This window comes from Ruegeria sp. E1, assembly GCF_056534225.1.
Map to the genome: position 1 here is coordinate 119,359 of NZ_JBQFPE010000003.1, position 13,665 is coordinate 133,023.

13 protein-coding genes are annotated in these 13,665 nt (G+C 58.2%); 6 read left to right on the top strand and 7 right to left on the bottom strand.

Annotated elements, in window-relative coordinates; translation table 11 throughout:
• The first annotated feature begins 65 nt into the window (after positions 1-65).
• The 6 genes from ACR0FG_RS04185 to ACR0FG_RS04210 all read left to right on the top strand — a co-directional run bounded on the left by ACR0FG_RS04185 (position 66) and on the right by ACR0FG_RS04210 (position 6,702).
• A complete protein-coding gene (locus ACR0FG_RS04185) occupies positions 66-1,064 on the top strand; it encodes a BMP family lipoprotein (RefSeq protein WP_480890451.1) in 999 nt (332 codons plus the stop codon).
• Positions 1,065-1,163: 99 nt separating this feature from the next.
• Positions 1,164-2,693: an ABC transporter ATP-binding protein gene (locus tag ACR0FG_RS04190; protein ID WP_480890453.1), complete on the top strand. Its 1,530-nt coding sequence runs from the start codon at positions 1,164-1,166 to the stop codon at positions 2,691-2,693.
• Between the two features lies 1 nt (position 2,694).
• Positions 2,695-3,789, top strand: a complete 1,095-nt coding sequence (locus tag ACR0FG_RS04195; RefSeq protein WP_170712730.1) for an ABC transporter permease — start codon at positions 2,695-2,697, stop codon at positions 3,787-3,789.
• Positions 3,789-4,799: an ABC transporter permease gene (locus ACR0FG_RS04200; RefSeq protein WP_480890456.1), complete on the top strand. Its 1,011-nt coding sequence runs from the start codon at positions 3,789-3,791 to the stop codon at positions 4,797-4,799. Before ACR0FG_RS04195 ends, ACR0FG_RS04200 begins: the two co-directional genes overlap by 1 nt.
• Positions 4,800-5,017: 218 nt before the next feature.
• Entirely contained in the window at positions 5,018-5,935 is a 918-nt protein-coding gene (locus tag ACR0FG_RS04205) for a sulfite exporter TauE/SafE family protein (protein ID WP_170712726.1), read from the top strand.
• Positions 5,936-5,937: 2 nt separating this feature from the next.
• Positions 5,938-6,702 carry a TIGR02186 family protein gene (locus ACR0FG_RS04210; RefSeq protein WP_480890460.1) on the top strand — a complete coding sequence of 255 codons (765 nt, stop codon included), beginning with the start codon at positions 5,938-5,940 and terminating at the stop codon, positions 6,700-6,702.
• 3 nt (positions 6,703-6,705) lie between these two features.
• Here the strand turns inward: ACR0FG_RS04210 and ACR0FG_RS04215 are convergent, their stop codons facing one another.
• From ACR0FG_RS04215 to ACR0FG_RS04245, 7 genes are all read right to left on the bottom strand, one after another.
• Positions 6,706-7,434, bottom strand: a complete 729-nt coding sequence (locus tag ACR0FG_RS04215; RefSeq protein WP_480890462.1) for an SDR family oxidoreductase — start codon at positions 7,432-7,434, stop codon at positions 6,706-6,708.
• Entirely contained in the window at positions 7,431-8,963 is a 1,533-nt protein-coding gene (locus ACR0FG_RS04220; protein ID WP_480890465.1) for an ATP-dependent DNA helicase, read from the bottom strand. The genes ACR0FG_RS04215 and ACR0FG_RS04220 overlap by 4 nt, the downstream gene beginning before the upstream one ends.
• A gap of 60 nt (positions 8,964-9,023) precedes the next feature.
• Positions 9,024-9,662 (bottom strand): acyl-homoserine-lactone synthase, encoded by a 639-nt coding sequence (locus ACR0FG_RS04225; RefSeq protein WP_480890468.1) that lies wholly within the window; start codon positions 9,660-9,662, stop codon positions 9,024-9,026.
• Between the two features lie 83 nt (positions 9,663-9,745).
• Entirely contained in the window at positions 9,746-10,465 is a 720-nt protein-coding gene (locus tag ACR0FG_RS04230; protein ID WP_480890471.1) for a helix-turn-helix transcriptional regulator, read from the bottom strand.
• Positions 10,404-10,622: a hypothetical protein gene (locus ACR0FG_RS04235; protein ID WP_170712263.1), complete on the bottom strand. Its 219-nt coding sequence runs from the start codon at positions 10,620-10,622 to the stop codon at positions 10,404-10,406. The genes ACR0FG_RS04230 and ACR0FG_RS04235 overlap by 62 nt, the downstream gene beginning before the upstream one ends.
• Positions 10,623-10,809: 187 nt before the next feature.
• On the bottom strand, positions 10,810-12,096 hold the full coding sequence (gene ccrA / locus ACR0FG_RS04240) for a crotonyl-CoA carboxylase/reductase (protein WP_170712711.1): 1,287 nt from the start codon (positions 12,094-12,096) through the stop codon (positions 10,810-10,812).
• A 135-nt stretch (positions 12,097-12,231) separates the two neighbouring features.
• Positions 12,232-13,590 carry a 1-acyl-sn-glycerol-3-phosphate acyltransferase gene (locus ACR0FG_RS04245; RefSeq protein WP_480890476.1) on the bottom strand — a complete coding sequence of 453 codons (1,359 nt, stop codon included), beginning with the start codon at positions 13,588-13,590 and terminating at the stop codon, positions 12,232-12,234.
• Positions 13,591-13,665 lie beyond the last annotated feature (75 nt).

The window sequence follows — 13,665 nt, forward strand, 5'->3', positions numbered from 1 at the left end:
TCGCTCTGAGTGGGTAAACGGGGCTATCTTGGCCCTGGACCGACAAAAACCAACGGGAGTAACAAATGACCCTGATGAAATCCTTGATGGGCGCGGCCGCTGCGGTTGCACTGACAGCTGGCGCGGCACTGGCCGAACCGGCACTGATCTTTGACCTGGGCGGCAAGTTCGACAAGTCGTTCAACGAGGCCGCGCATAACGGAGCGCAGCGTTGGGCTGACCAGACCGGCAAAACCTATCGCGAGATCGAGCTTCAGTCCGAAGCCCAGCGCGAACAGGCACTGCGTCGCTTTGCCGAGGCGGGTGCAAACCCGATCATCACCATGGGCTTTGGCATGGCAGATCCGCTGGCAGCGGTTGCCGCTGACTACCCAGACACCAAGTTCGTCGCCGTGGACGTCAACTGGCTGGACGCACCGAATATCCGTCAGATCGGCTTTGCCGAGCACGAAGGATCATATCTGGTTGGCATGATGGCGGCGATGGCATCGAAGTCTGGCACAGTCGGATTTATCGGCGGCATGGATATCCCGCTGATCCGTCACTTTGGCTGCGGTTACGCGCAGGGCGCCAAATCCGTTAACCCGGACATCAATATCGTTGCCAATATGACAGGCACCACCCCGGCGGCCTGGAACGACCCGGTGAAGGGTTCGGAACTGACCAAAGCCCAGATCAGCCAGGGGGCTGATGTGATTTACGCTGCCGCTGGCGGCACAGGTGTTGGTGTTCTGCAAACCGCAGCCGACGAAGGCATCCTGTCGATCGGCGTGGACAGCAACCAGAACCACCTGCACCCCGGCAAAGTCCTGACCTCGATGCTCAAGCGCGTTGATGTCGCTGTCTATGACGCAATGAAAGCGGGTGAAGACGTTGAGACCGGTGTGTTCACCATGGGTCTGGCGCAGGAAGGCGTCGGCGTTGCCATGGATGAAAACAACGCTGAACTGGTCAGCGATGAGATGAGCTCGGCCGTGGAAAGTGCGCGTCGCGACATCATCGACGGCAACGTCACCGTCGTCAGCTATTACGAGAACGACAGCTGCCCGGCGCTGCAGTTCTGATATCGCGCAGGGCGGTGAACAGCCACCGCCCTGCATTTTTCTTTGGTGCATCTGATGATTGCAGATGCACACTCCCCTTCGGCAACCCAAGGACAAGACATGACCGTCCCCGCCATTGAGCTCAAAGGGATTTCCAAAGCCTTTGGGCCGGTTCAGGCCAACAAGGACATTTCCATCAGCGTCGCCCCCGGTACGATCCACGGGATCATCGGTGAAAACGGCGCAGGTAAATCCACGCTGATGAGCATTCTCTACGGCTTCTACAAGGCCGACAAAGGCGAGATCTGGATCAACGGATCAAAGACCGACATCCCGGACAGCCAGGCGGCCATCGCCTCGGGCATCGGAATGGTGTTCCAGCACTTTAAACTGGTCGAAAACTTCACCGTTCTGGAAAACATCGTTCTGGGTGCTGAAGATGGCGGATTGCTTGCTCCATCGCTCGCCAAAGCTCGCAAAGAGCTGAAAGAGCTTGAAGAAGAATACGAGCTGTTCGTCGATCCCGACAAGCGTATCGACGAGATCGGCGTTGGGATGCAGCAGCGGGTCGAGATCCTCAAAGCCTTGTATCGCAAGGCCGAAATTCTGATTCTGGACGAGCCGACGGGCGTTCTGACCCCAACCGAGGCCGACCAGCTGTTCCGCATCCTCGACCGCCTGCGCAGCGAGGGCAAGACCATCATCGTCATCACGCACAAGCTGCGCGAGATCATGGAAAACACCGACACGGTTTCGGTGATGCGACGCGGTGAGATGACCGCGACGGTCAAGACATCTGAAACCAGCCCCGAGGAACTGGCCGAGTTGATGGTTGGCCGCAAGGTTCTGCTTCAGGTCGACAAGGTGCCCGCACAACCCGGTAAACCCGTGCTTGAAATCGAGAAGCTGCAGGTCTTTGATTCCGCCGGGGTTGAACGGGTCAAAGGCATTGATCTGACTGTGCGCGCAGGTGAAATCGTTGGCATCGCCGGTGTCGCAGGCAATGGTCAGTCGGAACTGCTTGAGGTTCTGGGCGGAATGCGACCCAGTCAGGGTTCGATCAGGTTGAACGGCGAGGCGCTTGCGCTAAGCGGTGCAGGCTCTGACGGGCAGGCGCGGCGCGCGCAGCATATCGCCCACGTGCCAGAGGACCGCCAGCGCGAGGGCCTGATCATGGAGTTCCACGCCTGGGAAAACGTCGCCTTCGGCTATCACCGCGACCCGGCCTATAAGCGTGGCATCTTCATGGACAACGCCGCACTGCGGGCTGACACCGAAGCCAAGATCGAGAAGTTCGATGTACGCCCGCCCAATGGCTGGTTGACCGCCAAAAGCTTTTCGGGCGGCAATCAGCAGAAGATTGTTGTGGCACGCGAAATCGAACGCAACCCGGACCTGCTGTTAGTGGGCCAACCCACGCGCGGCGTAGATATCGGTGCAATCGAGTTCATTCACAAGCAGATCGTCGCGCTACGCGATCAGGGTAAGGCGATCCTGCTGGTTTCGGTCGAGTTAGAGGAGATCTTCTCGCTCTCGGATCGGATCGCGGTGATGTTTGACGGACATATCATGGGCGAACGCCTGCCCCATGAAACAGATGAGAAAGAGCTGGGCCTGTTGATGGCCGGTGTTGCAGGAGAGGCCGCGTAACATGGAAAAGATGCCCAAATGGGCCGACGTGGTTCTGATCCCTCTGATCAGCCTTCTGTTGGCCGCAATCCTTTCAGCGCTGGTGATCCTTGCCATTGGTGAAAACCCTGTCGAGGCGGTGAACCTGATGGTCACTGGCGCGCTGGGATCGACCTATGGCTGGGGCTACACGCTGTATTACGCCACCAATTTCATGTTCACGGGTCTTGCCGTGGCCGTCGCCTTTCATGCACGCTTGTTCAATATCGGCGGCGAAGGGCAGGCGATGCTCGGCGGGTTGGGCGTCGCCCTGGTCTGTCTGTATATCCCGTGGCCGCATTGGAGCATTGCCTTGCTGGCAGCCTGTGCCGCCTCGGCGCTGTTTGGCGCCGCATGGGCGGCGATCCCGGCTTATCTTCAGGCCAAACGCGGCAGTCATATCGTGATCACCACGATCATGTTCAACTTTATTGCCGCAGCATTGCTGAACTACATGCTGGTCAATGTGATGCGTCCAGCCGGGTCGCAAGACCCATCCACGGCGCGGTTCCCCGAGGCCGTTCATCTGCCGACCTTCCAGTCGATGTTTTCGACAGCTGAAAATGTGATGTTCCGCGGTGCCCCCGCAAACATCTCGTTCTTTGTGGCGATCCTCGCCTGTATCGTTGTCTGGGCTCTGATCTGGCGCACGCGCCTGGGTTATGAAATCCGCGCCTATGGCTTCTCGGAAACCGGTGCGGTCTATGCGGGCATCTCTCCGGTGCGCATCACGATTATCGCGATGCTGATCTCGGGTGCGCTGGCCGGAATGATGGCAATCAACAACGTCATGGGCGAGGCCGAGCGTCTGGTCCTGAACTCAACCGAAGGCGCTGGATTTATCGGGATCGCGGTGGCGCTGATGGGGCGGTCGCACCCATTTGGTGTTTTCCTGGCAGCGCTGCTGTTTGGGTTCCTCTATCAGGGCGGCGCGGAATTGGCGCTGTGGACGTCGATCCCGCGCGAGCTGATCACCGTCATCCAGGCGTTGGTGATCCTCTTCACCGGAGCCTTGGACAACATGGTACGGATACCGCTTGAAAAGCTGTTCCTCAGCTTCCGGAAGGGGTCAGCCTGATGGATATGTTTCTGACCCTGATCCAGATTCTCGACTCGACCGTGCGTCTGGCAACGCCACTTCTGCTGGCTTGTCTGGCGGGTCTTTATTCCGAACGTGCGGGGATCTTCGACATCGGGCTTGAAGGCAAGATGCTGATGGCCGCCTTTTTCTCGGCGGCAATTGCAGCTGTTACCGGGTCCGTGTGGCTGGGCCTGCTTGCAGGCATCACCTCTTCGCTTATCCTGTCCGGACTGCATGGGGTGGCATCGATCACTTTCCGAGGCAACCAGCTGATTTCGGGCGTCGCCATCAACTTCCTTGCGTCAGGTATGACCGTTCTTGTTGCCCAAAGCTGGTTCAAACAGGGTGGGCGCACGCCGTCCCTATTCGGCGGAGGGCGCTTTGAAGCCACCGAGTTTCCGCTGGCCATCGGCCCTGACGACGCAGAACAGACAGGGCGGTCCGTGTCAGACCTGATGTCCGACGCCAATGTTCCGCATCTGATTTATTCCGAGTTGCTGTCGGGTCATTCGATCCTTGTTTATGTCGCCTTTCTGATGGTGCCTCTGACATGGTGGATTCTGTTCCGCACCCGGTTTGGTCTGCGCCTGCGCGCGGTTGGTGAAAACCCCGCTGCAGTGGACACCGCCGGTGTCTCGGTCGTCGGTTTGCGCTTTGCCGCCGTTGCGATCTGTGGCGTGTTGTGCGGCATTGCCGGAGCCTATCTGGCAACGGCCTTGCAAGCTGGCTTCGTCAAGGAAATGACGGCCGGGCGCGGTTTCATCGCTCTGGCTGCGCTGATCTTTGCAAAATGGCGACCCTGGCACGCGATGTGGGCCTGTCTGCTGTTCGGCCTGTTGCAGGCAATCGCGTTGCGGTTCCAGAACATCGATCTGGGCGGCGTCATAATCCCGGTGCAGGTGATGGACGCCCTGCCTTATATCCTGACCGTGGTCATTCTTGCCGGGTTTGTCGGCAAAGCGATCCCGCCACGCGCAGGGGGTGAACCCTATGTGAAAGAGCGGTAATAAGGCCAGTTCGGGACTGATCCTCGGTCCTGATTGCTGCAAAGCGGCATACGGAGTTGATTTTGTATGCCGCAACCGCTCTAAGGGGGTATGGACTTGCCTCGCCACAGTTCCGGCATCCGCCTGACACGCTGCTGCATGTGCTTGGTCTATCGCGTTTTACCTTGTCACGGGTCTGCCGCGCCAAACGGCACGACCCTAGCCGTTTAGAAGAAGCCATGCAGATTTACTTGCCGATTGCCGAAGTTTCAGTGAACGCCTTTTTGCTGTTTGGCCTCGGTGGCATGGTTGGCATCCTGTCCGGCATGTTTGGCGTCGGCGGCGGCTTTCTGATGACACCACTGCTATTCTTCATCGGCATCCCCCCCGCAGTGGCGGTAGCGACCGAGGCGAACCAGATCGTCGCCTCGTCCTTCTCGGGTGTACTGGCCCATTTCAGGCGGCGTACGGTCGATTTGAAGATGGGGACGGTCCTGCTGATTGGTGGCCTGACCGGTGCTGCATTGGGTGTGGTGGTCTTCAACTACCTTAAGAGTCTTGGTCAGGTCGATCTGCTGGTCAAACTTTGCTATGTGGTTTTTCTGGGTATCATCGGCAGCCTGATGTTTGTCGAAAGCATCAACGCGCTGCGTAAATCCCGGAAAGGCGCCGCGCCTGCAAAACGTCGTCAGCGCACATGGGTCCACTCGATGCCTCTCAAGATGCGGTTTCGGACCTCGGGCCTCTATATCTCAGTCATTCCGCCGCTGGTTGTCGGCGTATTCGTAGGAATTCTGTCTGCCATCATGGGTGTCGGCGGCGGGTTCATCATGGTCCCTGCGATGATTTATCTGCTGGGGATGCCGACCAAAGTGGTTGTTGGCACGTCTCTGTTCCAGATCATCTTTGTCACCGCGTTTACCACAATGCTGCACGCCACCACGAACTACACCGTGGACGTTGTCCTGGCGGTTCTTTTGCTGGTTGGCGGCGTCGTCGGGGCGCAAATCGGTACCGTGATCGGCGCGCGGATGCCCGCCGAACAGTTGCGTGTTCTGCTGGCCGCACTGGTGCTGGTCGTTTGCGGAAAGCTGGGCCTTGATCTGTTACTGCAACCATCCGAGCTGTATTCGCTGGGCGATGCGGGGGGGCACTGAGCATGGTTCGCCTGATCATCGCGCTTTGTCTGCTGTGTCTGCCCGTACAGGCCGCGCAGGAACAGGTTGTTCTGGGCCTCAGCCAGGATCGCGTGTCCATCACCGCCAATTTCGACGGATCCGAGATCCTGATCTTCGGAGCCGTCAAGCGCGAGGCACCAATCCCAGATGGCCCACCGCTTGAAGTTATCGTGTCCGTTGTCGGCCCGTCCGAGCCGGTAACGGTACGTCGCAAGGAAAAGAAGTTCGGCATTTGGGTCAATACCGACAGCATCGTTGTTGACCTGGCCCCCAGTTTTTACGCCGTTGCGACCAGTGCACCTTTCAGTCAGGTTCTGTCGCAAACCGAGGATTTGCGCCATCGCGTTTCAATTGAACGCGCCATTCGCTCGGTCGGAGCTGATATGGACGTCGAAGGCGCGCAGAAATTTGCCGCCGCCGTCATTCGCATCCGCGAGAACGAGGGGCTCTATTCGATACGCGAAAACACCGTTGCGGTGGACGAACAGACCCTGTTCCGTACTTCGATCGATATGCCCGCCGATCTGACCGAAGGCGATTATCAGGCACGTATCTTCCTGACGCGCGGTGGCAAAGTGGTATCGCAGTTCGAAACTGCAATCGACGTGCGCAAAGTCGGACTCGAACGGTTCCTCTACAACATGTCACGCCAGCAACCGATCTGGTATGGCCTGATGTCTCTGGTCATTGCAATCGCCGCAGGTTGGGGCGCATCAACTGCCTTCCGTCTGCTGCGTGAGAAATAGGGCTCAGCCCCGCCCGATATAGGGCATCGTCGTTGCCATAACGGTCATGAACTGCACGTTCGCTTCGGGCGGCAGGTTGGCCATATGCAGGACAGACCGGGCCGCGTCCTCGACCGGCATGGTCGGATCAGGCGTGCGCCCTTCAGCTTTGGCGGCATCCACCAACTCTTGCACCATGGGTGTTCGGGCGTTGCCGATATCAATCTGACCGCAGGCAATCCCAAAATCCCGGCCGTCCAGCGAAAGACTGCGGGTCAGCCCGGTGACAGCGTGTTTTGTCGCTGAATAATGCACCGAGTTCGGACGCGGCACATGCGCCGCGATCGAGCCATTGTTGATGATCCTTCCCCCTTGCGGTGACTGGTTGCGCATGGTGCGAAACGCCTCGCGCGCGCACAGGAACATGCCGTTCAGATTGACGTTTACAGACTGGTACCAGGCCTCCAGCGCAATCTCGTCAATCGTACCGCCGGGAGTAAAGATACCGGCGTTGTTGAACATAACATCCAGCCGGTCCGCCTCGTTCCGAAAAGCCCTGAAGGCGCGCGCGACCGCAATCGGGTCGGTCACGTCTGCGACCAGCGGTATCGCATTTGCACGATCTTGTGCCATCTCCTTCAACGTCTCAGCGCTGCGCGCAAGCAGTCCGACCGTCCAGCCTTCGTCAAGGAACAGCTCGGCTGTTGCACGGCCAATGCCGGAACTTGCACCGGTTACGATGATGGTCTTCATGTCTCTTCCACCTCCAGCGTCAGGGATGCGGCCGGAGCGGCGCGCAGATCGTCCACCCGCAAGGGATGCGTCGGCTTTGACAGACGGTTGCGCACGACCCAGATCAGCCTTTCCTGCGCGCGGGTGATCGCCACATAGGCCAGGCGTTTCCACAGTGGCTGCCCGGCCTCGGTCCGACCCATGCGAGCGGCGGCGTAGATATCAGGGGCGAACACCTGCACCGTGTCCCATTGCGAGCCTTGCGCCTTGTGAATAGTCACTGCCGCGCCATGCAGAAAGGTTGCACCCATGCGGGCGGCATATGGAATGAATGGTTCTTCTTCGTCAGGTTTTTCGATCTGAACAATCGAGGCCGCGCTGACCTGCGGATCTTCGGCCCCCATCACATGCAGGCGCGAAAAGCCGGGTTTGCGCCCCGGCCCCAGATAGATCACCTGCGCGCCCTTGATCAGGCCGCGCGCCTCAAGGTCCAGCCGTTTCTTGCGATGCTTCAGCGGCAGTTCGATGCCGTCGCAAATCAAAGGCTCACCTTCCAGCAACTCGGTTTCAGGCGCGCCGTGCACATTGCGGAACGCCTGAATCAGGCGAATGCGTGTGGCGTTTCGCCAGACCAGAACCGGGCTACGGGCCATCAGATCAACCTCGACCCGTTTACCCCAGACAACACGGTCGTCCTTGCGGGCGGTTTCCTCGATCAAACGCTCGAAGTCTTCAAATCCCATCGCAGGGTCGGCCAGCGCATGGGCCAGGTCCAGAATCGGATTATCGGCCGTTTGACGATGCACACGGTGCAATATCTGTTTACGCGGCTCTGGCAAACCGTCGAACACCATCGAACCGGACTGATTTACCGGAGCAAGCTGCGCCGGATCGCCGAACAGCAGAAGGGTCGGAAAAATCTCTTTCAGGTCTTCGAACTGCCGGTCATCCAACATTGAAGCTTCATCAACGAACCCAATATCCAGCGGTTCATCGCGGCGTTTCCAGCCGGTAATGAAATCCGATCCCCTGAGGCCAGCCGCCGCCAACGCGCCGGGGATGGATTTGTTATTGGCATAGAACGCAGCAGCCCGGTCTAGCGCCTCGTCCGTCAGCCCTTCGATCTCGGGTCGGTCGTCATTACCTGCCAGCCACTCGGCAATGCGCTCGTATTCGGGATCGTACACGGGCGTGTAGAGAATACGGTGGATCGTCGTGGCGGGAACGCCGCGCAGACGCAAAACGCTGGCGGCCTTGTTGGTTGGGGCAAGGATCGCGAGGCTGCGCTTGTCACGCGACTTGCGGCTTTCGAAGTCACCGGAAATCAGATTGATCCCGGCCTCGGCCAGTGCCTTGTACAGTTCGGCAAGCAGCAATGTTTTGCCTGATCCGGCCTTGCCGACAACCGCCATGACACCCGATTTGCCGTCAGAGGGCGGCCTCAGCAACGCCTCGTCATCAAGGTCCACGCCAGCGGATCGCAGCATCTCGGCAATGGCGTCAAAGGCGGCGGCCTGATCTTCGGAAAAGGTGATTTGAGGCAAGGACATGGCGCGACCCTACAGGGCCGCGCCAGCATCGGCCAGATACGGATTTTGTTTTTCCGCGCCTCACGCGGACTTTGCAAACCGGTGCTGCGCCCTGTTGCCGAACGCTGCGGTCAACCACAGCCTCGAAAGCCCGCGCGGGATACCTGCCCGCTCGGCCACGCGATTGCAATCGTCTGCTGAATAGCGCCACAACCCCACCGAAATCTGATCCCGCCCCTTGCCTTGCGATCCCAGCACAATCGGAGACGAGCCAATCAGCCGATAGATCCGGATCATCCGCGCATCAAAGACCCCGGCGATATGAGTCAGGCCAAAAGCCTCCATCATCTCACCCCCGCTGAGCATAATGGCCCCAGCGGTATGCGGGCTGGCGGTGCGCGACAGGCAAAATCGCGTAACCTCCCAGATCTGGGGGTCACAAATCGGCTTGCCGCCGTTCAGATGACCAAACACCTCGTTCACCATGACCCGGCCCGTTGTGGGCAGAACGCGCATCGAGCCACCGTGGCTACCATCGGGTTCTTCCCAGATGACATAAAGCGGGTTCAGACCGTCGTATTGATCGCGTTCTTCGCCGTTGGCATTCACCGTGACGTCCCAGCCAAGCCGGATCTTGAACTGATCGGCGCGGTCTCGAAACATCCCGTCGGCCAGCGTTGGATATTTATACAACTCATCGGCATACAGATAACGCAACATGTCTTGTTCCCCTTGTCGTCCATGTCTGGAACAAAGGGGGTACGGACACGTGGTTAATTAACGATGAGAGCGACGTACGGTCGTTAAACGACTATTAAACCTCTGCTAAGCGCGGTTGCGATGGCGTGAGTGGTGTTCTGGGCGCCCAGTTTAGCCCGTGCGCTTTCGATATAGGCGCGCAATGTATGTTCCGAGATCGACAGGGAATGCGCCACCTGCGCCCGGCTGTAGCCCAATGCCAGCAATGTCATGGCATCGATCTCTCGCGGTGAAAGCCCGCGCTGGTTTTCCGGTTGGCGCGCGCGCGCAAACTCCAGCGCCTTGCGATTCAGGTAATGCGCAATCAGGATCAGATCGCGACCATAATCCGAGATAAACGCCGACCAATAGGCATCATCGCATGTATGATTGATGGTCAGCAGCGCAAACTGGCCGCTGGGACCCCTGAGCGGGATAGAATAGCCCTGATTGCCAACCCCATGTTCGCGCGCATCCTGCAAAAAAGCGCGGGCGGATTTTGCCGACCAGTCCAACTGTTTCCAATCGACCGGGTGAAAGCGCTGAAAACAGCCCAGAATAACCGGGTCGATCCGGTGGTAATTGCGGTCCTGGTATCTTTCGGCCCAGGCATCGGGGTAGGTGGTGAACCCATACTGGTCCCCGGCCCCGTCCACCCAATGGTAAATGATGTGGTCCAGGCCCAATTCATCGCGTACCCGGACAGCGACGCTTGTCAATTCTTCAAGCGTGCTGGTGTTTTCCAAATCTTCGGGGATCTGGCTCAAATCGAGTTTCGTTCCCATTCGCGGGCGTCCGTACCTTATCCTGCATGGACGCAATCTCGGCCGCGGCGATCAGTTTGGTATCATCCAACTGCTCGGCCAGCGCGCTTAGCCCGTTCGCCACCGCAAAGGCGTTGAGGTCCGACAAAACGTCCAGTATCCACTCATTTTTCGCCATTGAGGGTGTCCCCGAAATAGTTAACGAAGGGTTAACACAACCATAGCACGAGCGCGATATATTGGCCTACTCACTGCTTTCTACCCCCCAAAAATGGTGGGTCCTGAAAAATTAGATTGTTGAAAACAAAAAAGAACCCGCAAGACACCGTCGCGCCTTGCGGGTTGGACCTTAGTCGTTGGTCGTTTCACTCGCGCGCGGCCAGTACTTCTTCCAATGTGCGCATCCCCGTGCGGGGCGCCTGAACCAGGACCGACATGTTGCCTGGTTTATGCTCATTCCGCATCATCTTCATATGCGCCTCGGGCAAATCTGCCCAAGAGAACACTTCGGACATGCAAGGATCCAGACGCTTTTCAACCATCAGCTGGTTTGCGGCAGAAGCCTGTTTCAAATGCGCAAAATGCGACCCTTGCAGGCGTTTCTGGTGCATCCACATATAGCGCACATCAAAAGTCAGGTTATACCCGCTTGTCCCGGCGCAAATCACAACCATTCCGCCTCTTTTCACCACGAAGGTCGAAACCGGAAAGGTACTTTCACCGGGGTGTTCAAACACCAGATCGACATTTACGCCTTTGCCGGTGATGTCCCATATCGCCTTGCCGAACTTGCGAGCCTCTTTGAACCAGTTGGCATATTCCGGCGTGTTGACGGTGGGCAACTGACCCCAGCAGTTAAAATCCTTGCGGTTGATGACGCCTTTGGCACCTAGATCCATGACAAAGTCACGTTTGCTTTCGTCCGAGATCACGCCGATTGCATTTGCACCCGCCGTATTGATCAACTGGATCGCATAGGATCCCAGACCGCCCGACGCACCCCAGACCAATACATTCTGACCGGGTTTCAGGTCATGCGGCTCGTGCCCGAACAGCATCCGGTACGCCGTGGCCAGCGTCAGCGTATAACAGGCGCTTTCTTCCCAGGTCAGGTGCCGGGGGCGCGGCATGAGCTGCTGTGCCTGCACGTTAGTGAACTGGGCAAACGACCCATCCGGCGTTTCATAGCCCCAAATGCGCTGGCTGTCGGAATACATCGGGTCGCCGCCGTTGCAGTGTTCGTCGTCGCCATCATCCTGATTGCAGTGGATCACCACCTCATCGCCGACCTTCCAGCGCTTGACCTTGTCGCCAACCGCCCAGACGATGCCCGACGCATCCGAACCAGCGATGTGAAAAGGCTGTCCATGACCGTCAAACGGGCTGATCGGCTTGCCCAGCGACGCCCAGACGCCGTTGTAGTTCACACCCGCAGCCATCACGAGAACCAGCACCTCGTGGCTGTCCAGCTTGGGAACGTCGACCACTTCCAGCTGCATAGCCGTGTCCGGCTCGCCGTGACGCTCTTTACGGATGGCCCACGCGTACATCTTCTTGGGCACAAATCCCATCGGGGGGATTTCACCCATTTCATAGAGGTCCTTCTCGGGTGCCTCGTAGGACGCGATACCGCTGTCGGTGTCCAAAGCCATGCTGGCCTCCTTCTATGACTGCTTTTGCCGCGATGCAGAATCGCAGCTTTCAAAATTGGGATATTGAGCACTGAGTAACATTGCAACCTTTTTTAACCTTGTTTTGTAATTTTATGACCCAGCAGTTGCAGAATTCTATTTTGCCATTGCAGCATTCTCGATTGACGACCCCCGTGAAGACGAGGCCGCGTAGTATGTTAGCAGGTCGGACCGCTCGTCGGAAGGTTTCAGCAGGCCCGCCTGCCGCAGCACCATGCGACGATCGACAAGCTGATCAATCGCTGCCTCGATCAACGCGTCCGCCCCTTCCGCCAACTCTGATTGCGCCGCGCTGCGCAGCCGTGCCTTCAACTCTCCTTCATCTATTTCACCAACATCCTGAATGATCCGGCACGCTTCGGGCAATGGTGCGAATGGAACCGCGCCAGCGATCCGCTGCATCAACTCGCGGGCCAGATCGGTCGTCAGGTCCCGCTCATGGGTCTGTCGAAACGCGTTCAGCGATATGGGTGTTGCATAACGAACCGACGCCAGGCCAAACCGTTGGTATCGACCGATGATGCGACGCCAAATCTGTTTCAGCGTCCAACGCGTCACAACTCCAATGCGGGCGCGAAAACGTCTTTCGCTATGATGCGCCGCGGCGGTCAGAATGGTGTCTTCCAGAACCCGGTCATAGTTCAGCGCAACCGGTACAAAGACCACATCGCGCCCGCCGGGATCAGCACCATCAATGATGTATTTCAACAGTCCCAGCTTGGGCCTGCCCAGCTTTCCGGTCAGGCTCAGGCCACCTTCGGGGAACATGGCTTGTGTCACGCCTGCCTCGGTCGCATGGCGTACATAGCTGGCAAGTACCTGGCGATACAAATCGCTGCCCGACTTGCGTCGGATAAAATAGGCCCCCATCGCACGGATCAGGCGGCTCAGCGGCCAGACCCGTGCCCATTCACCAACCGCATAAGACAGGGCCGAGCGGCTGGCTGCCAGATACGTGACCAGAACGTAATCCATATTGCTGCGATGGTTCATGACAAATACAACCGTCGCCTCTGGATCGATGCTGTTGATGGCGGCCTCATCTTCGTAGCTGAGCCTGACATGGTAGAAAGAATTGCTGAGCAACCGAGCCAACCGGATAGCAAAGCTGAAATAGGCAAAGGCTGAAAACGAGGGCACGATCTCACGGGCATAACGCCGCACGGTTTCCGAGGCCACGGCCTCGGGGACGCGTTCCTCGCGCGCGAATTGCTGCGCAGCCTTGCTGACCTGCGGATCATAGATCAGGCGTTGGATCATATCGTGCCGTCCGGCCAGCTTGAACGGCTCGATCGGGCGCTGCAGGCGTTTGTTCAACCGGGCAACGGCGCGTTCAAGACGGCGTCGGAAAAACCACCGAACCGATGGAAACAGAAAATGCGAGGCAAATGTGACCGCGGCAAAAACCACGATCAGCACAAAAAGCCACAGCGGAAGCTCCACGGTCTGGGTCATTGGCGCACAGTGCCATCAAAAGTCGCGTCTCACAATCTGAAGAAAGCGATTATGCCGCAACGCAGCGAATTGACA

Excerpts from the sequence above, each read along its gene's own strand:
- ACR0FG_RS04185 (WP_480890451.1), top strand. The coding sequence starts at position 66 with ATGACCCTGATGAAATCCTTGATGGGCGCGGCCGCTGCGGTTGCACTG.
- ACR0FG_RS04190 (WP_480890453.1), top strand. The coding sequence starts at position 1,164 with ATGACCGTCCCCGCCATTGAGCTCAAAGGGATTTCCAAAGCCTTTGGG.
- ACR0FG_RS04195 (WP_170712730.1), top strand. The coding sequence starts at position 2,695 with ATGGAAAAGATGCCCAAATGGGCCGACGTGGTTCTGATCCCTCTGATC.
- ACR0FG_RS04200 (WP_480890456.1), top strand. The coding sequence starts at position 3,789 with ATGGATATGTTTCTGACCCTGATCCAGATTCTCGACTCGACCGTGCGT.
- ACR0FG_RS04205 (WP_170712726.1), top strand. The coding sequence starts at position 5,018 with ATGCAGATTTACTTGCCGATTGCCGAAGTTTCAGTGAACGCCTTTTTG.
- ACR0FG_RS04210 (WP_480890460.1), top strand. The coding sequence starts at position 5,938 with ATGGTTCGCCTGATCATCGCGCTTTGTCTGCTGTGTCTGCCCGTACAG.
- ACR0FG_RS04215 (WP_480890462.1), bottom strand. The coding sequence starts at position 7,434 with ATGAAGACCATCATCGTAACCGGTGCAAGTTCCGGCATTGGCCGTGCA.
- ACR0FG_RS04220 (WP_480890465.1), bottom strand. The coding sequence starts at position 8,963 with ATGTCCTTGCCTCAAATCACCTTTTCCGAAGATCAGGCCGCCGCCTTT.
- ACR0FG_RS04225 (WP_480890468.1), bottom strand. The coding sequence starts at position 9,662 with ATGTTGCGTTATCTGTATGCCGATGAGTTGTATAAATATCCAACGCTG.
- ACR0FG_RS04230 (WP_480890471.1), bottom strand. The coding sequence starts at position 10,465 with ATGGGAACGAAACTCGATTTGAGCCAGATCCCCGAAGATTTGGAAAAC.
- ACR0FG_RS04235 (WP_170712263.1), bottom strand. The coding sequence starts at position 10,622 with ATGGCGAAAAATGAGTGGATACTGGACGTTTTGTCGGACCTCAACGCC.
- ccrA (WP_170712711.1), bottom strand. The coding sequence starts at position 12,096 with ATGGCTTTGGACACCGACAGCGGTATCGCGTCCTACGAGGCACCCGAG.
- ACR0FG_RS04245 (WP_480890476.1), bottom strand. The coding sequence starts at position 13,590 with ATGACCCAGACCGTGGAGCTTCCGCTGTGGCTTTTTGTGCTGATCGTG.